This is a genomic window from Caulobacter sp. SSI4214, from assembly GCF_012184455.1.
GTDB classification, from domain to species: Bacteria; Pseudomonadota; Alphaproteobacteria; order Caulobacterales; family Caulobacteraceae; genus Caulobacter; species Caulobacter vibrioides_E.
In genome coordinates this window covers 1-25,244 of record NZ_SZWJ01000020.1, presented here as the reverse complement: position 1 = coordinate 25,244, position 25,244 = coordinate 1, and the positions used below count along the sequence as shown (strand labels likewise).

Annotated in this window: 24 protein-coding genes; 18 read left to right on the top strand and 6 right to left on the bottom strand. The window is 66.5% G+C overall.

The features are described from left to right. Nucleotides 1-263: 263 nt before the first annotated feature. The 11 genes from FCU40_RS08365 to FCU40_RS08315 all read left to right on the top strand — a co-directional run bounded on the left by FCU40_RS08365 (nucleotide 264) and on the right by FCU40_RS08315 (nucleotide 9,748). Nucleotides 264-1,088: a flagellin gene (locus FCU40_RS08365; protein WP_004615315.1), complete on the top strand. Its 825-nt coding sequence runs from the start codon at nucleotides 264-266 to the stop codon at nucleotides 1,086-1,088. A 119-nt stretch (nucleotides 1,089-1,207) separates the two neighbouring features. Next, entirely contained in the window at nucleotides 1,208-1,567 is a 360-nt protein-coding gene (locus tag FCU40_RS08360) for a flagellar protein FlaG (RefSeq protein WP_168074314.1), read from the top strand. Between the two features lie 187 nt (nucleotides 1,568-1,754). Continuing rightward, nucleotides 1,755-2,591: a flagellin gene (locus tag FCU40_RS08355; RefSeq protein WP_168074312.1), complete on the top strand. Its 837-nt coding sequence runs from the start codon at nucleotides 1,755-1,757 to the stop codon at nucleotides 2,589-2,591. A gap of 79 nt (nucleotides 2,592-2,670) precedes the next feature. Continuing rightward, on the top strand, nucleotides 2,671-3,225 hold the full coding sequence (pseH, locus tag FCU40_RS08350; RefSeq protein ID WP_168074310.1) for a UDP-4-amino-4,6-dideoxy-N-acetyl-beta-L-altrosamine N-acetyltransferase: 555 nt from the start codon (nucleotides 2,671-2,673) through the stop codon (nucleotides 3,223-3,225). A 77-nt stretch (nucleotides 3,226-3,302) separates the two neighbouring features. Further along, nucleotides 3,303-6,182 carry a hypothetical protein gene (locus FCU40_RS08345; protein WP_168074308.1) on the top strand — a complete coding sequence of 960 codons (2,880 nt, stop codon included), beginning with the start codon at nucleotides 3,303-3,305 and terminating at the stop codon, nucleotides 6,180-6,182. A gap of 71 nt (nucleotides 6,183-6,253) precedes the next feature. After that, on the top strand, nucleotides 6,254-6,946 hold the full coding sequence (locus FCU40_RS08340; protein WP_168074306.1) for a hypothetical protein: 693 nt from the start codon (nucleotides 6,254-6,256) through the stop codon (nucleotides 6,944-6,946). Between the two features lie 17 nt (nucleotides 6,947-6,963). Further along, on the top strand, nucleotides 6,964-7,362 hold the full coding sequence (locus tag FCU40_RS08335; protein WP_168074304.1) for a hypothetical protein: 399 nt from the start codon (nucleotides 6,964-6,966) through the stop codon (nucleotides 7,360-7,362). 158 nt (nucleotides 7,363-7,520) lie between these two features. Then, nucleotides 7,521-8,033, top strand: a complete 513-nt coding sequence (ssb, locus tag FCU40_RS08330; RefSeq protein WP_168074302.1) for a single-stranded DNA-binding protein — start codon at nucleotides 7,521-7,523, stop codon at nucleotides 8,031-8,033. 193 nt (nucleotides 8,034-8,226) lie between these two features. Then, nucleotides 8,227-8,643: a hypothetical protein gene (locus tag FCU40_RS08325; protein WP_004615325.1), complete on the top strand. Its 417-nt coding sequence runs from the start codon at nucleotides 8,227-8,229 to the stop codon at nucleotides 8,641-8,643. Next, complete coding sequence (locus FCU40_RS08320; protein WP_004615326.1) at nucleotides 8,636-8,848, top strand: helix-turn-helix transcriptional regulator; 213 nt, start codon at nucleotides 8,636-8,638, stop codon at nucleotides 8,846-8,848. Before FCU40_RS08325 ends, FCU40_RS08320 begins: the two co-directional genes overlap by 8 nt. Nucleotides 8,849-8,978: 130 nt before the next feature. Continuing rightward, nucleotides 8,979-9,748 (top strand): IS5 family transposase gene (locus FCU40_RS08315; RefSeq protein WP_241693571.1). Its coding sequence is split into 2 segments (ribosomal slippage): nucleotides 8,979-9,300 and nucleotides 9,300-9,748, totalling 771 coding nucleotides; the frame shifts between segments, so codons are not numbered across the junction. Here FCU40_RS08315 and FCU40_RS08310 read toward each other — a convergent pair. Beyond that, nucleotides 9,745-10,293 carry a GNAT family N-acetyltransferase gene (locus tag FCU40_RS08310; RefSeq protein WP_168074298.1) on the bottom strand — a complete coding sequence of 183 codons (549 nt, stop codon included), beginning with the start codon at nucleotides 10,291-10,293 and terminating at the stop codon, nucleotides 9,745-9,747. The genes FCU40_RS08315 and FCU40_RS08310 overlap by 4 nt on opposite strands. Nucleotides 10,294-10,612: 319 nt before the next feature. Between FCU40_RS08310 and ppdK the strand changes: the two genes are divergently transcribed. The 5 genes from ppdK to FCU40_RS08285 all read left to right on the top strand — a co-directional run bounded on the left by ppdK (nucleotide 10,613) and on the right by FCU40_RS08285 (nucleotide 17,012). Then, entirely contained in the window at nucleotides 10,613-13,300 is a 2,688-nt protein-coding gene (gene ppdK, locus FCU40_RS08305) for a pyruvate, phosphate dikinase (RefSeq protein WP_168074296.1), read from the top strand. Nucleotides 13,301-13,394: 94 nt separating this feature from the next. Continuing rightward, nucleotides 13,395-14,081: a class I SAM-dependent methyltransferase gene (locus tag FCU40_RS08300; RefSeq protein ID WP_168074294.1), complete on the top strand. Its 687-nt coding sequence runs from the start codon at nucleotides 13,395-13,397 to the stop codon at nucleotides 14,079-14,081. A 67-nt stretch (nucleotides 14,082-14,148) separates the two neighbouring features. Further along, nucleotides 14,149-15,522 (top strand): APC family permease, encoded by a 1,374-nt coding sequence (locus FCU40_RS08295; protein WP_168074292.1) that lies wholly within the window; start codon nucleotides 14,149-14,151, stop codon nucleotides 15,520-15,522. A gap of 102 nt (nucleotides 15,523-15,624) precedes the next feature. Next, nucleotides 15,625-16,083, top strand: a complete 459-nt coding sequence (locus tag FCU40_RS08290; RefSeq protein ID WP_168074290.1) for a heme-binding protein — start codon at nucleotides 15,625-15,627, stop codon at nucleotides 16,081-16,083. An 11-nt stretch (nucleotides 16,084-16,094) separates the two neighbouring features. Then, nucleotides 16,095-17,012, top strand: a complete 918-nt coding sequence (locus FCU40_RS08285) for a DUF4861 family protein (protein ID WP_168074288.1) — start codon at nucleotides 16,095-16,097, stop codon at nucleotides 17,010-17,012. A 129-nt stretch (nucleotides 17,013-17,141) separates the two neighbouring features. Here FCU40_RS08285 and wrbA read toward each other — a convergent pair whose 3' ends face one another. Together wrbA and FCU40_RS08275 are read right to left on the bottom strand one after the other, a co-directional pair. Then, on the bottom strand, nucleotides 17,142-17,741 hold the full coding sequence (wrbA, locus tag FCU40_RS08280) for an NAD(P)H:quinone oxidoreductase (RefSeq protein WP_004615334.1): 600 nt from the start codon (nucleotides 17,739-17,741) through the stop codon (nucleotides 17,142-17,144). A gap of 80 nt (nucleotides 17,742-17,821) precedes the next feature. Then, entirely contained in the window at nucleotides 17,822-18,520 is a 699-nt protein-coding gene (locus FCU40_RS08275) for a pirin family protein (protein ID WP_004615335.1), read from the bottom strand. 143 nt (nucleotides 18,521-18,663) lie between these two features. On the opposite strand from FCU40_RS08275, the gene FCU40_RS08270 reads away from it, so the two are divergent. Further along, nucleotides 18,664-19,563 carry a LysR family transcriptional regulator gene (locus FCU40_RS08270; RefSeq protein ID WP_168074286.1) on the top strand — a complete coding sequence of 300 codons (900 nt, stop codon included), beginning with the start codon at nucleotides 18,664-18,666 and terminating at the stop codon, nucleotides 19,561-19,563. Nucleotides 19,564-19,569: 6 nt separating this feature from the next. Here FCU40_RS08270 and FCU40_RS08265 read toward each other — a convergent pair whose 3' ends face one another. Further along, on the bottom strand, nucleotides 19,570-21,168 hold the full coding sequence (locus tag FCU40_RS08265) for an ice nucleation protein (RefSeq protein ID WP_168074284.1): 1,599 nt from the start codon (nucleotides 21,166-21,168) through the stop codon (nucleotides 19,570-19,572). A gap of 194 nt (nucleotides 21,169-21,362) precedes the next feature. Next, nucleotides 21,363-22,688 (bottom strand): Hsp70 family protein, encoded by a 1,326-nt coding sequence (locus tag FCU40_RS08260; protein WP_168074282.1) that lies wholly within the window; start codon nucleotides 22,686-22,688, stop codon nucleotides 21,363-21,365. 142 nt (nucleotides 22,689-22,830) lie between these two features. Between FCU40_RS08260 and FCU40_RS08255 the strand changes: the two genes are divergently transcribed. Continuing rightward, nucleotides 22,831-24,012: an NAD(P)/FAD-dependent oxidoreductase gene (locus FCU40_RS08255; protein ID WP_168074280.1), complete on the top strand. Its 1,182-nt coding sequence runs from the start codon at nucleotides 22,831-22,833 to the stop codon at nucleotides 24,010-24,012. Between the two features lie 39 nt (nucleotides 24,013-24,051). Here the strand turns inward: FCU40_RS08255 and FCU40_RS08250 are convergent. Continuing rightward, on the bottom strand, nucleotides 24,052-25,244 hold a 1,193-nt coding region (locus FCU40_RS08250), incomplete at its 5' end, for a DbpA RNA binding domain-containing protein (RefSeq protein WP_175582065.1).

Genomic DNA, 25,244 nt, shown 5'->3' with positions numbered 1-25,244 from the left:
GACGGCCTTCAAAAGCCGTCCGGCGCCTCTTTCCCGCTGGGTGCGCATATTGTGCCCGGCAACAATTGCCTATGGCGGCTCGCCATCGGCAGAAAATGCCGGGAGAATTCAGGCTTAATGGAAGTTTAATTCATATTTTTCAGTAGCTTATAAAATCATATCAGCCCGGCAATATTGGCCCGGCAATTGCTACAGACCTTTTCGAGCAAAACGCTCCCGGCAGCCAAAATGGCGTCGGACACCTTGAAAAGGGAATTAGTCGTATGGGCTTGAACAGCATCAATACGAACGCGAACGCTTTCGCGGCGCTGCAAAATCTGAACTCGACCAACAGCGACCTCGCCATGGTGCAGCAACGCATCAGCACCGGCAAGAAGGTCGGTAGCGCCAAGGACAACGGCGCGATCTGGGCCACCGCCAAGAACCAGCAGGCGAACGCCGACAGCTTGAATTCGGTGAAGGACTCGCTGCAGCGCGGCCAGTCGACCATCGACGTCGCTCTGGCGGCCGGTGACACCATCACCAACCTGCTTAGCCAGATGAAGTCCAAGGCCCTGGCCGCGTCCGATACCTCGCTGAACACGGCCTCGTTCAACGCCCTCAAGGCTGACTTCGAGTCGCTGCGCGATCAGATCACCAAGGCCGCCACCAACGCCAAGTTCAACGGCGTCAGCGTCGCCGACGGCACGACCTCCAAGCTGACCTTCCTGGCCAATTCGGACGGCTCGGGCTTCACCGTCAACGCGCAGACCCTGTCGCTGGCCGGCATCGGCCTTTCCGCCAGCTCCACGATCACCGACGCGGCCTCGGCCAAGACGATGATCACCACGATCACCAACGCCCTGCAGACCGCCACGAACAAACTGGCCTCGCTGGGCACCAGCTCGACCGGTCTCGACACCCACCTGACCTTCGTCGGCAAGCTGCAAGACAGCCTGAGCGCCGGCGTTGGCAACCTGGTGGACGCCGACATGGCCAAGGAAAGCGCCAAGCTGCAGTCGCTGCAAACCAAGCAACAGCTGGGCGTCCAGGCGCTGTCGATCGCCAACCAGTCCACGTCGTCGATCCTGAGCCTGTTCCGCGGCTAAGGATTTGGAAGAGGGGGGCGGGTCCTCGGACTCGCCTCCGATCTTCTCGTCGGGGTGAGGCTACGGAGTAGAGCCAAAGGAAAGAGAGGAGGGTCGGCGCTCAACGCCGGCATGAGAGGATGGAACCTAAGGCCGCATTGTCGGCGATCAGAGACTTCATCGCCGTTTCACCGCCCGCTTCGAACGCCCCGGACCTGTCCGCGGGCGCCGCTGTCGTTTCGGGTCAAGCCATTCAAGGGGCAGGCGCGGTCGATCAGGCCGCTCCGCGGGCCAAGCCCGAGCCGCCCGTCGATAAGGGGCCCCAGCCAGGGGATCTGCGACTGGTGATCGACCAGGATCCAGGGTCGGGCGACTATGTCTACAAGACCGTCGATCGTCGCACGGGCGAGACGCTCCAGCAGTTCCCGCGCGAGGAGATCCTCAAGCTCCGGGAGGCCGCGCGCTACGAGTCCGGGCACGTCTATAACGGCAAGGCCTGACCGACAGGTCGTTGGAGGCTTTAATATTGGAGTCCTGACCCGCGGCCCCGTGTCGCAGGCTTCAAGGATTATGGTTTATAAGCGTTAACCATAATCTTACTTTCTGACCCCAGTCTCGACGGCGAGGAGATCGCGCGTCGAATCGCGCGCGATCGCAACCACGGCAAAAGCCAGTTGGAGGCCGCGCATGTCGCTGAGCGTCAATACGAACCAGCCCGCGCTGATCGCGCTGCAAAATCTCAATAAAACCAACGACGACATGCAGATGACGCAGACCCATATCAATACGGGTCAGTCCATCTCCACGCCGAAGGACAACGCGGCCGTCTGGTCCATCGCTCAGAGCCAACGCGCCGACCAGAGCGCTCTAGGTTCGGTCAAGATGAGCCTTGATCGGGCCACCTCGATCGCCGACGTGGCCCTCGCCGCCGGCCAGTCGGTCACCGACCTGCTGAGCCAGATGCGCGAGAAGGTGATTTCCGCCAAGGACACCTCGCTGTCGACCTCGTCGCGCCAGTCGCTGAACGCCGACTTCCAAGGCTTGCTGGCCAATCTGAGCAAGGTCGTGTCGACGGCCTCGTTCGACGGCTCCAACCTGCTGGACGGCAGCCAGACCGCCAACATGACCTTCCTAGCCGACGCGGACGCGGCTCAGGCGATCACCCTGTCTCTGCAGAACCTGTCGGTCGGCGGCCCGATCAACACGCTGACGACCACCGACGATATCCTGACCCCGGCCAACGCGGCGGGCGTGCTGACCCGCCTGGACGCCACGATGAGTTCGGTCACCCAGGCGCTGGGTAATCTCGGCACGCAGGCCAAGCAGATCGACGCCCACAACACCTTCGTGAGCAAGTTGAGCGACGTCCTGGAGACGGGCGTCGGCAACCTGGTCGACGCCGATCTCGCCAAGGAAAGCGCTCGCCTTCAGGCCCTTCAGGTCAAGCAGCAGCTGGGCGCCCAAGCCTTGTCGATCGCCAACAACGCGCCGCAAATCATCCTCTCGCTCTTCAAGGGCGGCTGACATCGCCGTGACGCGCCTAGGTCTGTCACGTTCGCCGGGCTAAACTGCCCGACGGGTAAACGGGGATTCGGCGACGAGCATGATCGAGTTGCGCGACTTGCGGGACGAGGACGAGGCCGTCCTCTTTCAGTGGCGTTCCGAACCCGAGGTCGACCGCTGGATGTCCGACGCCGACCTTCCCAGCCATGCCGCCCACGCCGCGTGGTTCGAGGCGCTGCGGAATGATCCCGACATGCGCGGCTGGATGATCACGCGCGCTGGCGCGTCCATGGGTCTGCTGACCCTGACGGGCCTGAGCAGCCATCACCGTCGCGCCAGCTGGAACTGGTTCCTGGGTTCGGCCGAGGCGCGGGGCCGGGGCGTCGGCCGCGCCGCCCAGGTGCTGGGTCTGGACAGGGCTTTCGGCGAACTCGGCCTGCACAAGGTGTTCGCCGAGGTGATGGCCGACAACGACGCGGCCCTAAAGGCCCAGGCCGCGGCGGGCTTCCGCCGCGAAGGCTATCTGCGGGGGCACGTTCTCAAGGGCGGGCGCCCTCGCGACGTGGTTCTGCTGGGCATCCTGGCGTCGGAATGGGCCGACCTGCGCGAGGCCGCTCGCCGAGGGCTGTCCGACGCTAATCTGATTGCCGCTTAGGCTCCCGTTAACGAGTCCTAAGTGATCGCCGGGCGAATGTAGCCGTGGGATACTCCGCGTCTCGTCCGGACAGGGCCGTGATCAGCTTCGATACCAGCGCTTTGCTCAGCTACTATCAGGCCAAGGCGGGCCTGACGGGCGCTGGCGCGTCTGGATCCTCCACGCCCACGGCGACGGGGAAGCCGAAGGCCGTGGTGCCGACGGCGCCTTGGCTGGCGGCGAAGACACCCCCGACCAGCGATCTGGTTCGCCAGGCCTTGAGCGGTCACAAGTTCGTCGACGAAGCCGCCAACACGTCCAGCCTCAAGGGCGCCAGTCCGGACTACGCCAAGCTGTTCGCCACCTATCAGGCGCTGAACACCATGTCGGCCCTGGTCACCCAGGCTGGCGCCAAGGGCGAGACGGCGGGGCAGATCGACGGGCTGCAGAAGGCCCTGACCAGAGGACTCGGCGAGGTCGGCGCCTATGTGCAAGGGCTGTCCCTGGATCAGCTGCGGCTGAGCACCGGGTCGGTGATGACGTCGGACAAGGCCAGCGTCGGCGTGCCCAAGGCCACCTACACCTATCAGACCGATACGCTGTACACCGGCCAGGTGGACGATGAGGTCCCACGTTTCAAGGGCGCGGTGACGTTCAACGTCGCGGTCAAGAGCTTCGGCGTGACGACGAATGTGGCGATGGACCTATCCGAGATGGGGTCCACGCCGCGCACGATGGGCAATGTCGTCGCCTACATGAACAACAGGCTGAAGGACGCCGGTTTCCGGACCTCGTTCTCGGTCCAGCGCCAAGCGACCCAGGGTCAGACCATGCAGGTCAACGGCAAGACCGTGACCCTGCCGTCCACCGGCGACGACTTCTCGCTGCGGATCAATGGCGACTCCACCGAACAGCTGACCTTCAGCGCGCCCTCGGCGGCTCCGGCGGTCTATGTCACGACCCAATCGGGCGATCCGGATCCAGACAAGAACCCGCTGACCAAAGACGGGGTCATCGAGAACACCCTGTCCAAGTACAGCGCCGCCGGCGCTGGCGGGGGCGCGGGGGCGGGCGCACCGGGCGGCAAGGTCTTCACCGAGACCCTGCAGGGCACGATTTCGACGGTCCACAAGTCGGTGACCGGCGCTGACGGCTCGGTCTATATGCTGGCCGACGTAGCCACGCCGGTGAACGGCCAGACCGACATCAATGGCCAGGTGATCAAGGGGAGCAGCGACACCGCGCTCCTGAAATACGACAGCGCCGGCCATCTGCTTTACGCCCGCACCCTAGGCGCGACCGACAACGCCAGCGGCCTGTCCCTGGCCGTGGCGGACGACGGAAGCGTGGCCGTGGCGGGCTCGGTGACCGGTCGCCTGGACGGCGCGGTCAACGGCCCCATCAACAGCAGCGACGCCGGCACGACCAGCGATAGCTTCGTCACGCGTTACGATTCCAGCGGCAACGAACAATGGACTGTGCGCCGGGGCAGCCTGGATGACGACGCGGCCACGGCGGTGGCGTTCGGCTCCGACGGCGTGCTCTATGTGGGCGGTCGCACCAAGGCCGGCCTGCCGGGCGCGACCAGCACCGACCCCAGCGGCGGCTGGGACGCCTATCTCACCGCCTACGCCAACGACGCCAACGGCCAGCCCAAGTCGCTGTTCACCCAGCAGTTCGGCACCACCGAGAACGACTCCGTCTCCGACATCGTCGTCAACGGCTCGCAGGTCATCGTCGGCTCCAAGGAGAACGGCGAGGCCAAGCTACGCAGCTTCGACGTTTCGCCCAACGTGGTGACCGAGAACGTCAATCAGCTTGACCAGTACGGCGCCATGCAGAACGTGGCGGTGACCTATACCAAGTCGGCGACCCTGACGGCCGGCGCGACGCGCGACCTGGGCTCCCTCAAGGGCGGCGACCTTGTCGGCCTGAAGATCGACAATGGCCAGCTCTATGTCGGCGGCTATACGGCCAACAATCTGATGTCGATCGGCGGCGCGACGACCGCGCCGCAAGGCGGGACGGACGCCTTCGTCGGCCGCATGGCGCTGGATCTTGGGGACACCAGCGCGGACGCGCTGACCTATTACGGCGGGACCGGCAATGACACGGTGACCGGTTTCGACGTCTCCAACGGCACGGCCTGGCTGGTCGGCTCGGCCGGCGCGAACCTCGACGGCCAGTCGACGGTCGGCACCAAGGACGGCTACGTCGCCCAGATCAATGTCGGGACGGGCGCGGTCGACTGGAGCCAGCGGCTGACGGGCAAGGACGGCATCGCTACCCCGACCTCCGTCGCGGTCGACAAGTCCGGCGCCTCGGCCCTCGACGCCCTGGGCTTGCCGACGGGGACGATGGATTACAGCCAGTCGGACCGGATCACCTCGGCGACGACGGCCCGGGCCGGGGACACCTTCCAGATCCGGACGCGAGAGCGCGGACCGCTGACGACGATCACCATCGACGCCAAGGACACGCTGGAAACGCTGGCCGACAAGATCAAGCAGGCCACCGGCTATCGCGCCAAGGTCGACATCTCGACCAGCGGCTCCAGCAACGTGCTGAAGATCAGCCCGGCCTCGAACAGCTCGACCATCGAGATCGTGGCGGGGAAGGGCGGCACGGACGTCCTGAAGTCGCTGGGGCTGGCCGGCGGCGTGGTGCGCGCCACCAAGACCGATAGCAATGGCAAGACCGTCTCCGCGGACGGCGGCGGGCCCGCCTATGGCCTGCAATTGACGCCCGAGCTGGACCTGACCACCGACGCGGGCCGCAAGAACGCCACCCTGGTGATCACCCGGGCCATGTCGCAGATCCGCACGGCCTATCGCGACGTTTCGAACACGGCCCTGGGGCTGGACAGCAGCGGCAACTCGCCGACGTCGGGCAAGACCGGCGGCACGGTGCCGGCCTATCTGACCAACCAGATCGCCAACTACCAAGCCGCCCTGGATCGTCTGACCGGCGGCGGCTGAACCAGCGACCCGAGCCGGCTTAGCGGACGCTCGCGCTTGAAAGCGTCATCGACGCGTCGTAGCCAGTGGACATGGATTTTCTCAAAGATCGACGCATCATCCTTGGCGGCGGCGCCGGTCTGGCCTTGTTGGCCGGCCTGGGCATCGCCGTGGCGCTCATGGCGGGTCACGACAAGAAGCCGACCGAGGAGCCGCCGGCCTCGCGCGGCGGCCTGATCGTCGAGACCGGGCGCGCCGACGACACCAAGCTGGACCCGGCCCGGCCGTTGCGCTGCTTCGTGGGCGGCAATTTCGTGGGCGAGATCACGCTGGCCCAATGCGCCAAGAAGAACGGCGTGGCGACCGGCGGTCTCGACGTCGGCGTGGATGAAACCGGGGCTCTGGCCGCCGCCGACCAGGCCGGCACCCTCCTGACGCCGCTTCCGCCGCCGCCCGCCGCGACTCCGTCCGTTCCGGCGACTCCCACGCAGCCCGCCGGCGCGCCCGTCGCGCCGACCAGCGCTTCGGCCAACGCGCCCCTGGGGGGCTGCTGGCGCTACTCCGGCGCGGAGTGGCGACGGCTGCCGGGCGACATCACCTTGAACGCCTGCGCCCAGCAGCTCTTCAACGGTCGCTGCGAGAAGCCCGGCGGCGCCACCTACGGCCGCTGGGGCGAGCAGACGCTGCGCCTGGTGCCCGGCCGCGTCGAGATCTCGTCCGACAACCGCAGCTTCCATGCCGCGTTCGAACAATCGACCAACTGCACTATCCCCAACGCCGGATAGGTTTATAAGTGTAATCCATGAAAAAGACCGTCCTCGCCGCCATCGTCCTCGCCGCCTCGGGTCTCGCCCTGGCCGGCTGCCAAAAAGAGACCAAGGCGCCGTTCGAGACCGGCGTCTGCTTCCAGGTGGCGGCGAACAAGGACAAGTCGCTTCGCTTCAACCCGGTGGCCCACAACGTGCCGCAGCTCGAGGAATGCGCCGCGACCCTCGAAGGGATGCGCATCCGCTTCGTGCGCCTGGGGCAGTCGAACAACAAGAGCATGGTCGGCGCCTATCAGGGCTCCTTCATCTTCATCGAGAAGGAAGGCATCTACGTCGGCCAGACCTTTGAAGGGCCGCGCTACATGTCGCTGGTCCGGACCGGCGATGGACGCCTAGCGGTTCCGGGCGCCATCCGTCGGGTTCCCGCCGAGTAGGCGGGCGCCCGAGAAGGGCGGCCTCATCGTCCGTCCACAGCCGTCTTGCTTGCCCACAAGAACGTTACAAGAACAAAACTTGCTTCCGCCTTAGCGTCTCGTTAACGTCATGCTCGGATTCCGGCGCGAGGGTCGCCGGGCGAGAGCAAGGTCAGTCGATGGCGGGCAGCGTCAACAAGGTCATTCTGGTGGGCAATCTCGGGGCCGATCCCGAGATCCGCAGCCTCGGTTCGGGCGACCGCGTCGCCAATCTTCGCATCGCCACCTCGGAAACCTGGCGCGACCGCAACAGCGGCGAGCGCAAGGAAAGGACCGAATGGCACCGGGTCGTGATCTTCAACGACAACCTGGTGAAGGTCGCCGAGCAGTACCTGCGCAAGGGCTCGACGGTCTATATCGAGGGCGCGATCCAGACCCGCAAATGGACCGACAATTCGGGCGTCGAGAAGTACTCCACCGAGATCGTCCTGCAGAAGTTCCGCGGCGAACTGACCATGCTGGGCGGGCGCGGGGATAGCTCTGGCATGTCGTCGGGCGGCGGCGACGACAGCTATGGCGGCGGTTATTCCGGCGGCGGTGGCGGCTCCAGCTTCGGCGGCGGTCAACGCAGCCAGCCCAGCGGCCCGCGCGAGAGCTTCTCGGCCGATCTGGACGACGAAATCCCGTTCTAGAGACAGTGGACGGCCGGTTGGCGACTAACGAAAGCCGACATCGGCGCTCCACGGGGGCGAGCGGCGGGCGATCCGGAAACGGTCGCCCGCCGCTTTCGTTTTGGCGCGAACCCGCCCCATGCGTCAAATTTCATTGACTCAATGTTATGTATAAATAACATTGAGTCGTAGATAATTGACGTGGAGGATCGCCATGGCGTGGCGTGAGAAGCAGGCGTGGTTGGCCTTGTCGGTGATGGTTGTCGCCTATGGCGTCTATTTCGCCCTAGTCGCGGGGGAGCGGCGATCCATGCTCGCCATGTTGCTCCTGTTTGGTGGCGTGGCGATCGCGCAGGCGGTTGTAATGATCGTCGGAAGCATCGTTCTCGCCGCGCGGGCCGGCAAGGAAGCCCAAGCCCGAGCCGACGAGCGGGACCGCGCGATCGATCGGCGCAGCGCCCGTATCGCCTATTTCGTGTTGCTGATCGGCATGATCATGGTCGGAGTCGTTATGCCGTTCAGCGAACAGGGATGGCGGATCAGTAATGCGGCCCTGCTCGCGTTGGTCGTCGCCGAGGTTGTCAGGTACGGCGTCGTGGTCGTCAGCTATCGGCGAGGCTGGAATGGTTGAGGGTAAGATCACCAACCAGCTCCGAACGCTTCGCTTCCTCGCCGGCGAGATGACACAGGCGGAATTGGGTGAGCGCATCGGCGTGACGCGCCAGACCATTGCCGCGATCGAACAGGGTAAATATTCCCCGTCCCTCGAAGCGGCTTTTCGGATAGCGAGGGTGCTCGGAAAGTCTCTCGAAGAAGTCTTCCAATGGACCGAATAGGGCTTTCCAAAAGCCGTCGGCGTTTTTCGATGGATTGAAGGGGGCGATATCCTCCTAGGCCACAGACCCATAAGCGGGATTCCCAAGACGGCTTGTGGCTGATTCAATTCTCCTAGGACAGGAGGTTTGAATGGCGCGGTTTGACCTGACGGATTTCGAGTGGTCGGTGATCGAGCCTTTGTTGCCCAACAAGCCGCGCGGGGTTCCTCGGGTGGATGATCGGCGGGTGCTGAACGGCATCTTCTGGAGACTGCGCACGGGCGCGCCCTGGGCGGACATCCCCGAGCGCTATGGCCCGCACACGACGTGCGTGAACCGCTTCAACCGCTGGCGCAAGGCCGGGGTCTGGGACCGACTTCTTGAAGCGGTGTCAAAGGCTTATGATGGCGACATCCAGATGATCGACAGCTCGTCGATCCGCGTGCATCAGCACGCCGCCAACGCCCAAAAAAAGACGACCGATCCCGTTGCATGGGTCGCTCGCGCGGTGGGCTGACCACCAAGATCCACGCTCTGGTCGACGCCGAAGGGCTGCCCATCGCCCTCAAGCTCACCGAAGGCCAGGCCCACGACGGTCGCAGCGCCGCCGACATGCTGTCGGCCATCCGGTCCGGCCAGATCCTGCTGGCCGACCGCGCCTATGACAGCGACGCCCTGCGCCAAGATCTCGCCAGTCGAGGCGCCTGGGCCAACGTCAAGCCCATGCCCAACCGCAAGAACGTCCCCGCCTTCAGCGGCTTCCTCTACCGCTACCGAAACCTCGTCGAGCGCTTCTTCAACAAGCTCAAGCACTTCCGAGCCGTCGCAACACGATACGACAAGCGCGCCGACAACTATCTCGCCAGCGTCAAGCTCGCCTCAATCCGCATCTGGTTGCGATTTAATGAGTCCATGGCCTAGAGGAGCGACGCTGGCCGCTCCCACCGGTATCGCACCACGTCCGTCTCGCGTCCGCCGGGGACCGTTTCCCGATAGCGCGCGACCGCCACGCCGCCCTTGCGCTCGTAGAAGCCGAGGGCCGAGGCGTTGGGCGCATAGACCTCCAGGTGCAGCGGCGCGCTGGCATGATCCTCGATCAGCCACCGCGCCACGCCGGCCAGGAGCGCCGAGCCGAGGCCGTCGCCCTTGCGCTCGGGCGCGACGTGCAGGTTATCCAGCAGGAGGCCGACCGCCGGATTGAGCCGGAACGAGGCGTAGGCCAGGCCGACCGGCGCGCCGTTCTCGATCGCCGCCAGGATCAGGTCGCGAGACGGGTCGTGGTTCTCGAACCGCGCCCGCCAGGAGGCTCGCGAGACCGCGGCCAGCTCGTGGTCGAGGAACGCGTCGCCATAAAGTCCGCGGTAGGCGATCTGGCGGCTCCGGGTGTGGAGGTCCGCCAAAGCGTCCGCCAGGGTCGGGTCCGCGTCGTTTCGAGACGGTTCGAGTCGGGCGATGACGGGCGACATGGGCTTCAGAAAAGGCCTTCCGCGACGCGGGGACAAGGGGTCCTGATCGTCCGTACCCCTCTGAAGTCGAGGATTCGAGGCGCATTTGACGGGATGCTCGCGAGCACGGCCAACGGGACAACGTTGTCATTGGAATTATTTGCCGAATTCTCGTCTAATCGCCTGGAACGCCAACCGCCAGTGGACGCGTTCTTGGGCGAGGTGCTAGTGAAACGCCCGGATATTGCACTGCGGGACACGACGAGCAGCGCTTGTTCCAGGGCGAGACGTCTCCAACAGAGAGACGCGGCCTTATTCACTTATCGCAGGGTGAGATCATATGCCGGTTGAGACGTTGACCAAGGCCCGGTGGGTTTACGCATTTGGGGGAGGCGGCGCCGACGGCGACGCCTCCATGAAAAACCTCCTGGGGGGCAAGGGCGCCAATCTGGCCGAGATGTCCGCTTTGGGCTTGCCGGTGCCGCCGGGATTCACGATCACGACCGAGGCCTGCGTCCACTATTACGCCAACGGCAAGCAGTACCCGGCCGAGCTGGCCGAGCAGGTGAAGACCGGTCTGGCCAAGATCGAGGAGATCACCGGCAAGACGTTCGGCGATGTGACGAACCCGCTGCTGGTGTCGGTGCGCTCCGGCGCGCGGGCCTCGATGCCGGGCATGATGGACACGGTCCTGAATCTGGGTCTGAACGACGAGACCGTCGAAGGTTTGGCCAAGCTGTCCGGCGACCGCCGTTTCGCCTATGACAGCTATCGCCGTTTCATCCAGATGTATTCGAACGTCGTGCTCAATCTCGAGCACCACATGTTCGAGGAAATCCTCGACGACCATAAGGATCGCCTGGACGTCCATGTCGACACCGGCCTGACCGCCGACGACTGGGCCGCGGTGATCAAGGACTACAAGGCCGCCGTCCGCGATCAGTTGGGAAAGCCGTTCCCGCAAGACGCCCAGGAGCAGCTCTGGGGCGCTGTAGGCGCCGTGTTCGCCAGCTGGATGAACGATCGCGCCAAGTTCTATCGCCGGATGCACGACATCCCGGAAAGCTGGGGTACGGCCGTGAACGTCCAGTCGATGGTGTTCGGCAACATGGGCGACACCTCGGCCACGGGCGTCGCCTTCACCCGTAACCCATCGAACGGCGACAACCGCCTGTACGGCGAGTTTCTGATCAACGCCCAGGGCGAGGACGTGGTGGCCGGCATCCGCACGCCGCAGTCCCTGACCAAGGCCGCCCGCGAGGAAATGGGCGACACCGCCCCCTCTATGGAAGAGGCGATGCCCGAGGTGTTCGCCCAGTTCAAGTCGGTGGTGGAGACGTTGGAGCGTCACTATCGCGACATGCAGGACATCGAGTTCACGGTGGAGCAGGGCAAGCTCTACATGCTGCAGACCCGCAACGGGAAGCGCACGGCCAAGGCCGCGCTGAAGGTCGCGGTCGACATGGCGGCCGAGGGCGTGATTTCGAAGGAAGAGGCCGTGGGCCGCGTCGAGCCGGCCTCGCTGGACCAGCTGCTGCACCCGACCATCGACCCGACCGCGCACCGCGACGTCATCGCCGTCGGCCTGCCGGCCTCGCCCGGCGCGGCGACCGGCAAGATCGTCTTCGACAGCGACGCCGCCGAAAAGGCGGCCGCCGCCGGCGAGAGCGTCATCCTGGTCCGCGAGGAGACCAGCCCCGAGGATATCCACGGCATGCACGCGGCGCGCGGCATCATCACGGCGCGGGGCGGCATGACCAGCCACGCCGCCGTCGTGGCGCGCGGCATGGGCCGGGCCTGCGTCTCGGGCGCTGGCGACGTCGCCATCTTCGAGAAGGAAGGTCTGTTCCGCGTCCGGGGGCGCGAGTTCAAGGCCGGCGAGATCATCACCATCGACGGCTCAACCGGTGAAATCCTGGCCGGTGCGCCGAAGATGATTGAGCCCGAGCTGACCGGCGACTTCGCCACCCTGATGGGCTGGGCCGATCAGGTCCGCCGCCTGAAGGTGCGCGCGAACGCCGAGACGCCGCTCGACGCCAAGACCGCCCGCCAGTTCGGCGCGGAAGGTATCGGCCTCTGCCGCACCGAGCACATGTTCTTCGACGACACCCGGATCGCCGCCGTGCGCGAGATGATCCTGGCTGACGACGAAAAGGGCCGTCGCGCCGCCCTGGCCAAGATCGCCCCGTTCCAGAAGGCCGACTTCGTCGAGCTCTTCACGATCATGGAAGGCCTGCCGGTCACGATCCGACTGTTGGATCCGCCGCTGCACGAGTTCCTGCCGCACACCGAGGAAGACGTGGAAGCCGTGGCCGCCGCTACCGGCCTCGACGCCGCCAAGCTGCTGCGCCGCGCCAAGGAACTGCACGAGACCAACCCCATGCTGGGCCACCGCGGCTGCCGCCTGGGCGTCTCGTATCCCGAGATCTACGAGATGCAGGTCCGGGCCATCCTCGAGGCCGCGTGCGAGATCGCCAAGTCGGGCAAGGCCGCGCCGGTCCCCGAGATCATGCACCCGCTGGTCGCCAAGGGCGAGGAGATGAAGTACCTGCGCGATCTGACCGACCGCGTCGCCAAGGCGGTGCTGGAAGAGCAGGGCGTGGACCTGAAGTACACCGTCGGCACGATGATCGAACTGCCGCGCGCGGCCCTGCGCGCCGGCGATCTGGCCGCCAACGCCGAGTTCTTCAGCTTCGGCACCAACGACCTGACCCAGACGACGTTCGGCATCAGCCGCGACGACGCCGGCAAGTTCCTGAACGCCTATATCGACAAGGGCATCTTCGAGAAGGACCCCTTCGTCAGCCTCGACCAGGACGGCGTCGGCGACCTGATCCGCATCGCCGCTGATCGCGGTCGGGCCGCGCGCCCGGACGTCAAGCTGGGCATCTGCGGCGAACACGGCGGCGATCCGGCCTCGATCGCCTTCTGCGAGACGGTTGGCCTCGACTACGTGTCGTGCTCGCCCTACCGCGTGCCGATCGCGCGCCTGGCGGCCGCCCAGGCGGCGCTCGCCAACAAGAGCTAAGCGCTCGCTTCAAGCCTGAACTCACTGGGAGGGCCTCGGACTAGACAGTCCGGGGCCCTTTCCCTATCCGAGGCAAGGGTTTGGGGGGAACATCATGGCCTATCTGCGCTGGCGCCGGTTCACGGAGCTGCTGTCGCTGGACAATCCGGCGCTGGGCGAGCTGTTCATGCGCAAGCGCCACAAGCCGATCGTGGCCGCGCCCGTCGAGAAGTGGGACGCCGAGTACCAGGCCGGGATCTACGACCGCCTCAGCCGTTCCGAGCAGCGCCACCATCACCGGCTGCTGGCGGCGATGATCGCCGACCGCTGGCCCAATCCGCGCGTGCTGGAGATCGGGGCGGGCGAGGGGGTGTTCTACGAAGCCCTGCGGCCGCACCGACCGGCCCGCTATGTTGGGGTCGACTTTTCCAAACCCGCCATCGCGCGGGCCGAGACGCGCCTGGCGCCCGAGATCGCCATCGGCGAGGTCAAGATGCTGCTGGGCGACGGCCGCGACTTCCAGACTGAAGAGACCTTTGACGTCGTGGTCTTTTCCGAATGCATCGAACATCTGGGCGAGGTGGACACAATCGTCGCCCATTACCGACCCAACCTGAAGGCCGGCGGCGCCGTGGGCCTGACAATGTGGCTGGCGCTCAAGCCGCTGCGCCTGTGGCATCGGCTGAAGGCGATAGGCGAGGTGCTGGACGAGGCGGTGATCAACACGCCCTGGGGCGGCGGCTGGCTGGTCGCGGTCGTTCGTCCGCCCGCGTGCCGCGGTGAAGCGTCGCTTGAAGCTTGACCTACGACAAGGCTAGCCTGCGAGTCTGGCGGGGCGGGGGCGCGTCCGAGCCACGGGGGCGGTGGACATGGCGAACTTCGAGACGGCCGAGCGCGAGCTCGAGGCGCTGGGCTATCGGCAGGAGCTGAAGCGTTCGCTGAGCCTGACGGACCTGGTGGTCTATGGTCTGATCTTCATCGGCCCGACAGCGCCGTTCACGGTCTATGGCTTCGTCTACAACGCCAGCCACGGGATGCCCGCGCTGGTCTACGCGGTCGGCTTGGTGGCGATGACTTTCACCGCGCTCAGCTACCTGACCATGTCGCGCGCCTTTCCGCTGTCGGGCTCGGTCTACGCCTATGTCGCGCGAGGAGCGGGCCCCTTCGCCGGGTTCCTGGCGGGTTGGGCTATTCTGCTCGACTACATCCTGCTGCCGACCCTGTCCTACGTGATCGCCGCCACGGTCCTGCACGTGCTGTTCCCGGTGCTGCCGAAGATCCCCCTGATCATGGGCTTTATCGTCGCCATCACCGCGGTCAATCTGGCTGGCCTGGAGGCGGCGGTTTGGGTCAATCGCCTCCTGCTGCTGGCCCAGGTCGCCGTGCTGGTCGCCTTCTTGGGCTTCGGAGGTTGGGCCTTGGCCCATGGCGTGGGCGGCGCCCATCTCAGCCTGGCGCCGCTGGTCCAGCTCGAGGCAATTTCTCCAAGCCTGATCTTCGGGGCGCTGTCGCTGGCGGTGCTCAGCTTTCTGGGCTTCGACGCGGTCTCGACCCTCGCCGAGGAAGCCAAGGGCGGCGCGCGCGCCGTCGGCGTCGCCACCCTGTTGTCGCTGACCTTGGCCGCGGCGCTGTTCATCGGCCAGACTTATCTGGCCAGCCTGTTCGTTCTCGGGCATCCGCGGTTCGCCGACGGTGACGAGGCGGCGACGGCTTTCCTGGTGGTTTCCGAGACCATCGGCGGACCGCGCTTCCGGCTGGCGGTGTCGGTCGGGGGCATGGCGCTGGGCGCCCTGGCCGGGGCGGGCGTCGCCCAGGCCGCCGCGGCGCGGATCCTCTACAGCATGGGGCGGGACGGCCAGATGCCCAGGTTCCTGGCCCATGTCAGCGGCGCGCGGAAAATCCCGGATCGCGGCGTCCTGCTGATCGCCGGGATCACCATCGTCACGGGTCTGTTCTTCAGCGAGCGGCTGGAGCAGCTGACCTCGTTGGTGACCTTCGGCGCACTCGCCGGGTTCATGGCCCTCCACGTCTCGGTGATCCTGCATTTCCGGGCGGGCGCGAACGGCGGCAGCCTGTGGCGTCACCTGATCGCGCCGGTGCTGGGCGCCGCCATCATCGGCTACGTACTGATCAACGCCGATCCAATGGCCAAGCTGGGCGGGCTGAGCTGGCTCGGGCTTGGGGTCGTGGTCGCGTCGTGGCTGCGCTGGCGCGGTCGCTCCTTGGCGCTGCGGGAGGTTTAACGCCATTCTGGACTATCCAATTCCGTCGATGTCGAACTTTTGGATAGACCAATTTTGTGGCGTCGGTATATCCAGAGGTGAAGACTTCTGGGAGGAAGCAGCATGTTGGCGATCCTGGCCTTGGCGGCCGGCCTGACGGCGCCGCCGCAGCCGCGCGTGCTCACGCTTCCCACCGCGATCGAGCTGGCGCGGGCCGCCATCGACGCCTGCGTGGCTAAGGGCGAGCATGTCTCCGCCGCCGTGGTCGACGCCCAGGGTGTTCCCCTGGTCGTGCTGCGGGATGACATGAGCCCCAAGCCCCCGATCGCCGCGCCCCGAAAGGCCAACGCCGCCGTGGTCTTCGGTGAGCCTGGCAGCGTCCTCGAACCGCGTCAGAAGACCGATCCCGACTTCGCCGCCAGACTCGCCGCCGATCCCGAGCGCCTCAATCCGCACGCCGGTTCGTTGCCGTTGCGCGTCGGAACCTTCGTGGTCGGAGGCCTGGCCGTCGCCGACACGAGCCATGAGACCGCCGATCGGTGCGCGCGCGCCGCCCTGGCCCAGTTCCCGCAATTCCACTGAGAGCGCGTCCGATGACCAAGACCCTCGTTCTCGCCGCCGTCCTGTCGCTCGGGGTTTCCGCCGCGATCGCGCAGGAGCACGCCGGAGTGTCCGCGACGCTCGAGAAACCCGACGCCGAGGGACAGAAGCCCCGGGCCACGGTCAGCCTCGCGCCGTACCGCTTCAACGACATCCTCTGGGAAAACGACCGCACCGCGCACCGCATCTACGGCAAGGCGCTGGAAGCGAATGAGCCGCCATCGAGCTCGGGCATCGACGCCTGGGGTAAGCAGGTGCGCTGGCCGTTCATGGAGCGCCAGCTGAAGACGGGCGATCAGCACCGCTATCACGGCGAGGGCCTGGACTTCTACGACGTGGGCACGGCGCGCGGCGCCGGCGGCCTGGGGATCTGGTACGACAACAAACTGTGGACCTCGCGCAACTGGACGTCCTGGAAGCTGATCAAGAACGGTCCCGACGTCGCCAAGTTCAGCGTCGACTACGCGCCCTGGCCAGTGGATGTGAACCGCAAGGTCTGGGAGACGCGGGCCTTCGCGTTGCCCCTCGGTACGAACTTCACGCGCATGGTGTCGACCATCCGTTCCGACAAGCCCGGGCCGCTGATCGTCGGCATCGGGATCTCCAAGCACAAGCATCCGGGCGGCCCTGGCGTGTTCCGCAAGGATCTGGCGCCGGGCCGGGTGACCTATTGGGAGGGCGCGGAGCCCGAGAAGGGCTCGATGGGCGTCGCCCTGATGGTCGATCCAAAGTCCGTCGTCGACGTGCGCTCGGACTTCGACAACTACCTGGTCCTGGTCAAGGTCATGCCCGGCCAGCCGTTCGTCTACTATATGGGCGCGGCTTGGGACAAAGGGCTGGACATCCACAGCCAGGCCGAGTGGGACGCCTATGTCGCGGCGCAGAAGCCGGACTTCGATCCAAAGCACTAAACCCGCGCGGCTTGGATCTGACCATCCAGACCAGATAAAAACCGCCCCGAAACCATTCGCGGCTTCGGGGCGGTTACTGGCCGTCCGACCTAAGGGGGGAGGGGTGTCGAACGGCCGCTGGCTAAGGTCTTAGCCGTGCAGCTTAAGGGCGGTCTCGGCGATCTTGCGGCCCTGATAGCGGGCGCCGACCAGCTCGTTCTCGCTAGGCTGACGCGAGCCGTCGCCGCCGGCGATCGTCGTGGCGCCGTAAGGGCTGCCGCCGGTGACTTCGTCCAGGGTCATCTGGCCGGCGTGACCATAGTCCATGCCGACGATCACCATGCCAAAGTGCAGCAGGTTGGTGATGATCGAGAACAGGGTCGTTTCCTGGCCGCCGTGCTGGGTGGCGGTCGAGGTGAAGGCCCCGCCCACCTTGCCGTGCAGAGCGCCACGCGCCCAGAGGCCGCCGGCCTGATCGAAGAAGGCCGCCATTTGCGAGCTCATGCGGCCGAAGCGCGTGCCGGTTCCGACGATGACGGCGTCATAGTTGGCCAGATCCTCGACCGTGGCGACGGGAGCGTCCTGGTCGAGCTTGAAGTGGGCCTTCTGGGCGACTTCCAGTGGCGCTGTTTCGGGAACCCGCTTTATGTCGACCTGAGCGCCGGCTTCGCGAGCGCCCTCGGCGACCGCCTTGGCCATGGTCTCGATGTGACCGTAGGACGAATAGTAGAGCACCAGAACCTTGGCCATGAGGGCCTCCTTTTTTGATCTCGTAGACGTGAAGAGGGCGGACGCGGGATAGCGGTTCCCGCGTCCGGTTTCTTGAAGGGTTAGGCGGCGTCGACCAGCACCAGCTCGGCGTCTTCCAGGGCCGTGACGGTGATGGCGTCCTCGTCCTTGATGGCGGCGCCGTCGCGGCTGTTCAGCTTGACGCCGTTGACCTCGACCACGCCGACGGCCGGCACCAGATAGCCGCTACGGTCCTTGCCCAGGGCGTAGGTCGCGGACTCGCCGGCCTTCAGCGTCGCGCCCAGAACCCGCGCGTCGGTGCGGATCGGCAGGGCGTCGTTATCATTCTCGAAGCCCGAGGCCAGGGTCACGAACTTGCCGGAGCGGTCGCCCTTCGGGAAGGGCTTGGCGCCCCACGACGGCGCGCCGCCGAAGGCCTTGGGCTCGATCCAGATCTGAAAGATCCGGGTGGTTTCCGACTCGAGATTGTATTCCGAGTGGCGGATGCCCGTGCCCGCGCTCATGACCTGGACGTCGCCGGCCACGGTGCGCCCCTTGTTGCCCAGGCTGTCCTGGTGGGTGATGGCGCCGTCGCGAACATAGGTGATGATCTCCATGTCGCTGTGCGGATGTGGCGGGAAGCCCGTGTTGGGGGCGATCTCGTCGTCGTTCCAGACCCGCAGCGCGCCCCAGTTCATGTTGCGGGGATCGTAGTAGCTGGCGAACGAGAAGTGGTGTTTGGCCTTGAGCCAACCGTGGTCGGCGCCGCCAAGCTTGTCGAACGGTCTGCGCTCGATCATGGCTCTAACCTTTCCTTTCTTCTGGGCCTCGGGCCCGGCGGAGCGCCGCGTCGGCGCGTCCTGTTGAGGGAAAGATAAGCCGCTCACCCGCATCATAAATAGAAACTGTTGAAACTCATTGTTTCCAAATATAGCTATGCGCCATGTCCAAGCTCCCCGATCTCGAAGGCCTCGCCGTATTCGCCAAGGTGGTGGAGCTGCGCTCGTTCGCGGCGGCCGCGGACGAACTGTCGATGTCCAAGGCCACGGTTTCCAAGGCCGTCACCCGCCTGGAAGAGCGGCTTGGCGCGCGGCTCTTCAACCGCACCTCGCGACGTCTGGCTCTGACCGACGCCGGTCAGTCCCTGGTCGAGCGGGCCACCCGGGTGCTGGCCGAGGCACAGGCCGCGGAGGAGGAGGCGTCCAGCCAGTCCTCGGCCCCGCGCGGCGTGGTGCGCCTGGCCGCGCCGATGTCATTGGGGATCACCACGCTGGGCCCGGTTTTGCCGGGGTTCCTGGCGGCCTATCCCGAGGTCTCGATCGACCTGCATCTTTCGGACGCCACCGTTGATCTGGTCGGCGCGGGCTTCGACATGGCCCTGCGCGTGGCGTCCTTGCCCGACAGCTCGCTCGTGGCGCGCCGGCTGCGGAGCGTGACCCGATACGTCGTCGCCTCGCCGGACTATTGGGAGCTTCAGGGCCGTCCGCGCCATCCCGCGCACTTGGCCGAGCATCGCGGCGTGACCTACGGCCATCAGAGCGCGCCAGAGACCTGGCGCTTCACCCAAGCGGGCGAGGAGGTCTCGATCCGGCCTCGGGCGGCCATCCGCGCGAACAACGGCGACGTTCTGGTTCCGTCGCTGGTCGCCGGGATCGGGGTTGCGGTGTTGCCCGACTTTATCGTCGGTCCCGCGATCGCCGAGGGCAAGTTGGAGGCGGTGCTGGCCGACTGGACCGCCGCGCCGATCGCTCTGCATCTCGTCATGCCGCCCGGCGGGCCTCGACCGGCCCGGGTAGAGGCGCTCGCGGCCTATCTGGCCAAGACCCTGTCCGGCAAGAGTTAGGCCCTCTTAGCCGAGGGCCTGGACCTGCGTCGGCGTCAGCGCGGCCACCTGCAGCGGAGTCATGGCGTTCAGATTGGTCTTGGACAAGGCGCCGAGCTGGCTGATGGTCAGGCCAGGGATCTGGGCCGGCAGCAGATAGCCGATCTGGGTGGTGCTGAGGCCGGCGATCACCGTCGTCGAGACCGAACCGAGCTGCGTGCCGCTCAGCGCCTGGACCTGGGTTCCGCTAAGCTGACCAAAGGCGGTCGAGGACAGGCTCCGCACCTGGTAAGCCGACAGTCCCTTCAGGGCGTAGGTCGAGAGCGACGCCATCTGCGTCGACGACAACGCCGCCAGGTCGGTCACGGAGATCGCGCTCAGTTGGTTGGCGGAGAGGGCGGCGACTTGCGTCGTGGCGATCTCGCCGATGTCGGTGGTCGTGAGCGCGCCCAGCTGGGTCGCGGTCAGCCCAGAGACTTGGGTCGAGCTCAGGCTCTGGAAGGTCGTGGTGTCCAAGCCGGAGATGTTGGTGGTCGACAGGCCGCCGATCTGGCTGGCGCTCAGGCTCTGGACCTGCGTGCGGGTGAATTCCGCGAAGTCGGTTGTGGTCAGGCCGCCCATCTGGGTCGTCGTCAGTCCGCCGAGCTGGGTCGCGCTCAAGGCTTGGATCTGGGTCGCGCCGAGGCTGCTGATATTGCTGGCGGACAACGCGCCAAGCTGCGACGCCGAGAAGCTCGCCACCTGGGTCGCGGTCAGTTCGGCGAAGTCGGTCGTGCTGAGCGAGCGCAGCACGGTGGTCGAAAGGCCCGAGACCTGGGTCAGGGAGAGGTTCCCGACCTGGGTCGAGTTTAGTCCCGAGAAGCCGGTGGCGCTAAGACCGGCCACCTGGGTCGCGGTCAGCAGCCCGACCTGGGTGCTGGACAGCTGGGCGGTTTGGGTGTCGACCAGCCCCCCCAGTTGTTGAGGCGACAGCAGCCCGATCGCCGTGCTCAGCGACGACAGCTGCGTGGTATTGAGCGCGCCGATCTGGCTGGCGGTCATCCCTTGATACTGGGTGGTGGTCAGGGCCGCGGACTGCGTCGCGCTCATCTGCGGGATCAGCGCGGCGGGGATCGCCGCGACCTGAGCGGCGGACAAAGCGGCCACTTGGCTGTCGCTGAGTTCGCCGAGATCAGTGGTGGTGAGCGCGCTCAACTGCGTCGCCGTCAGGCTTCGCACATGGGTGGCGTCGAGCGTGCCGACCTGCGTGGCGTTCAACGCGGTGAAATGCGTGGCGTCCAGCGCGCCAACCTGCGTGGCGCTGAGCGCGCTCATCCGCGACGTGTCCAGCTGGGCCAGCTGGGTCGAGGTCATGGCGTTCAACTGGGCCCCGCTGAAGGCCGAAAGCTGACCGGCGTCAAAGATCAGATTCTGGGCGAAAGCCGGGATCTGCGTGGCGGTCAGGCCCTTGACCTGCGTTGAGGACAGGGCGCTGAGCTGACTGGCCGACAGCGCGGCGACCGCGGTGTTGGAGAGGGCGCTGACCTGGGTGCTGGCCAGTCCTTCAAGTTTGGTCGTCGAGAGACTCTGGATCGTGCTCGCCGACAGAGCCGAGATCTGGGCGGCGGAGAGGTACGAGATCGGCACTTGGGCCTCACGGAGCGACGACGCGAATCGATCGTTTGAATGTTAGGCGAAGCTCCCGAGCGGAGCCATGCGACACATGGATTACGATCGCCAAGTATAGATCGCGTTATGCGAACCGGTTAAAAAGGCTTTAAATCAGGAGCTTAAGGCGTGCTCGCGCGGACTTGCTCCTGTTGGCGAGACCCCGATTACACTCACCTCGGCGCGCGCATCGTCCACAGATCCAGGTCCTTCTCGCGGCCGATCAGGGCCAGGCCCGAGGCGATGGACTCGAATTCGCCGCCGCTTTCGATCTTCTCGGCTCCAAAGCGACGCAGGAAGATCTCGCGCACGGCCGGAACGAACGAACTGCCGCCGGTCAGGAAGACGCGATCGACGCCCGTCTCCGTAAGTCCCGCCTGGACCAGCGCTTCGCCGACGGCGTTCTCGATCGCGGAGAGCTCCGGAGCGATCCAGCTTTCGAACTCGGTCCGGGCCACGGTCTTTTCGATATGGACCGAGCCGGCTTCGAAGTGGAACCTCGCCTCGGCCTGGCTGGACAGCGCTTCCTTCAGAGACGACACCGAGCGGTAGAGGGCGTAGCCGTGATTGCCGTCCAGCACCTCGATCAGGGCGGCGATCTTGTCGGGCTCCAGGGCGGTGCGCTCCAGGGCGCGAATATCGCGCATATCCTTGGACGCGCGCAGCAGAGCCAACTGGTCCCAGCGGGCGAAGGCGGCGTAATAGCGCTGCGGGATCGGCAGGTTGTTGGAGAACGACCGATAGTCGGAGCCCTTGCCGAGCTCGGGCGAAACCAGCTGATCGATGATCCGATAGTCGAAGGCGTCGCCGGCCAGGCCCACGCCCGAGCGTGACAGCGGCGTCGAGCGCAGGGTCCCGTCGGTGTCGCGCTCGAACCGCACCAGCGAGAAGTCCGACGTGCCGCCGCCGAAATCGGCGACCAGCACCGTGGCGTCGCGCTTGAGCTGCCGGGCGAAGAAGAAGGCGGCCCCGACGGGCTCGTAGGCGTAGCGGATGTCGGAAAAGCCCAGCCGCCGGAAGGCCTCCTCGTAGCGGGTCAGGGCCAGGGCCTCGTTCGGCGCGCCGCCGGCGAAGGTGACGGGGCGGCCGACGATGACGCGCGGCGGCAGGTCGTCCAACTGACCGGCGGCGTGGTCCTTCAGGCGCAGCAGGAACGCGGCCAGCAGGTCCTCGAACTGATAGCGCTTGTTGAGAATGCGCGTCTCTGTGAAGGCCTGCGAGGCGGCGAAGGTCTTGAACGACTGGATGAACCGCGTCTCCAGCGGATCCTCCAGATAGGCCTCGATCGCCCAGGGGCCGGCCTCGATGACCCGCTCGTCCGGCGCGCCGCCCTGGCCTTGAAGGCTGTGGAAGCTGAGCGCCGAGCGGAACGCGAAGAGCTCGCGATGGTCCAGCGTGAAGCGAACGAGCCGCGCCCCATCATCGCCGTGGGTCAGCGAAATGACGGTGTTGGTGGTGCCAAAGTCGACGCCGATGGTCGGCGCGGGAGCGGCCGTCATGGAAGGCTCGATCGGTTGGGAAGAGGAGGGCGTGCGTCGTAGCGACTTCGCCAGGAAGGTCAAGCGCAAGGCGAGGCCGGCCGGCGATTGACTTCGATGGCCGGCTCCGGTCGAAGAAGCGGGAGCTGATGATGGGAAGACCTTGGAACATCACGACGTCCTGGTGATCGGCGCGGGCGCGGCCGGCATGATGTGCGCGATCGAGGCCGGCAAGCGCGGGCGCTCGGTGCTGGTCGTCGACCACGCCAAGGCGCCGGGCGAGAAGATCCGCATCAGCGGCGGCGGTCGGTGCAATTTCACCAATCTCGGCGCGACGCACCTGAACTTCCTGTCGGCCAATCCGAAGTTCTGCGTCTCGGCTCTGCGGCGCTATCGGCCGCGCGACTTCATCGCGCTCGTTGAGCGCCACGGCGTCGCCTATCACGAAAAGACCCTGGGCCAGCTCTTCTGCGACGGTTCGGCCCGACAGATCGTCGACCTGCTGCTGGCGGAGATGAGGGCCGCTGGCGTCCAGCTCCGCCTGGAGACCCGCTTCGAGGGCGTGACCAAGGCCGAGGGCGGCTTCGAGGTTGTGCTGTCGTCCGGAAAGGTCGCCTGCGCTTCGCTAGTCGTGGCCAGCGGCGGCAAATCGATTCCGAAGATGGGCGCGACGGGCCTGGGCTACGACATCGCCCGGCAGTTTGGCCTCGGCGTCGTGGACACTCGTCCCGCGCTCGTGCCCCTGACCTTCGAGCCCGCCACGCTGGCGCGGTTGTCGCCGTTGTCGGGGATCGGGCTGGACGCCGTGGTTTCGCACGGCAAGACCAAGTTCCGCGAAGGCATGTTGTTCACCCATCGCGGGCTGTCCGGCCCCTCGATCCTGCAGATTTCGTCCTATTGGCGCGAGGGCGACGAGATCCGGGTCGACATGGCGCCGGGCGTCGACGCGCTGGCGGCGCTGAAGGCGGCCCGGACCGCGACCCCGCGCCAGGCGGTGGCGACGGTGCTGTCGACCCTGCTGCCCAGGCGCGTGGCGCAGCTGATCGCCGAGGAGGAAGCCCCAGACAAGGGCAATATCGCCGACTGTTCGGACAAGGTGCTTGGCAGGCTGGCCGGGGCGGTGAACGCCTGGGCGGTCAAGCCGGCGGGCTCCGAAGGCTATCGCACGGCCGAGGTGACGCTGGGCGGCGTCGATACCGACGCTTTGGACTCCCGCACCCTGGAGGCCAAGGCCGTTCCGGGGCTGTATTTCATCGGCGAGGTGGTCGACGTCACCGGCTGGCTGGGCGGCTATAACTTTCAGTGGGCCTGGGCCTCGGGCTGGTCGGCGGGGCAGAGCGTGTAAGAAAAAAGCCCCTCCGGCGAAGGAGGGGCTCGTTGTCATCTACTTCTTCTTGAACGGCTTGCCGCCAGGCTTGGCGTCGAAGCTCTTCTTGAAGGGCTTGGGGCCCTTGAACGGCTTGGCCGGACCGTCGCCATCGCGCTTGCCGGCATAGGGCTTGGCATAGGGCTTGGCGTAGGGCTTGGGGCCCGCCGCGTTGTCGCCAAAGCCCTTCTTGAACGGCTTCTTCGGACGCTCGCCGTCCTCGCGAGGCGCGCGCGGCTTGAACTCGCGCGGCGGCGGAGCGTCGCTGGACGCCTCATGCCGCGGCTTGAACGCGCGCTTGGGGCGATCGTCGCCGTCCCGCGGCGCGTAGGGGCGCGGAGCCTCGTCGCGGGGCGCGCGCGGCTTGAACTCCCGTTGAGGACGATCGGCGTCCTCGAAGCGCTTCTTGAACGGGCGATCCTCGCCTTCGCCGCGCGGGGGACGCGGCTTGAACTCGCGCGGCGGGGCGTGCGGATCGCGCGGCTCGTAGGTCCTGGGCGGGCGCTCGCCGCGCGGGGCCGGCGCGGTCGTCGGGGTGATGGAGACGTCCTCGCGCACCGTCGCCTGGACCGCCGCGCCGAACTTGGTCGCCGCCTCGGCCGAGATCTCGAACTTGGTGTCGTAGTCGAAGATCCGGATCGCGCCGATGTCCTTCTTGGTGATGTGACCCAGGCGGCAGATCATCGGGATCAGCCACTTAGGATCGGCGTTGCCGCGACGGCCGACGCTGATCCGGAACCATTCGGAGCCTTCCATGTCGACGCGCGGCTCGCGCGGCGCACGCTCGCCCGGTTCGCCGGTTCGGGCGCGGGGCCCTGGATCGGCGCCGTGGCGCGGATCGTCATAGATGTCCTCGGGCGAGGGCAGCTTGGCGCGGCGGGTGCGGATCAGCGCCGCGGCGATCTCGACCGGCGTGCGCTTGGCCAGCATGGCCTCGGCCAGGGCGATGTCTTCCTCGGTCGAGGTTTCGGCGAAGATCGGATCCTCGAGCAGGCGCTCCTGGTCCTTCTCGCGGATGGCGTCGGCGCTGGGCGCGCCGCCCCATTCGGCGTCGACGCCGGCCGCGTACAAGAGCTGCTCGGCCTTGCGGCGACGGGTGTAGGGCACGACCAGGGCCGAGACGCCCTTCTTGCCGGCCCGGCCCGTGCGGCCCGAGCGGTGCAGCAGGGTCGCCTTGTTGATCGGCAGCTCGGCGTGGATGACGAGGCCCA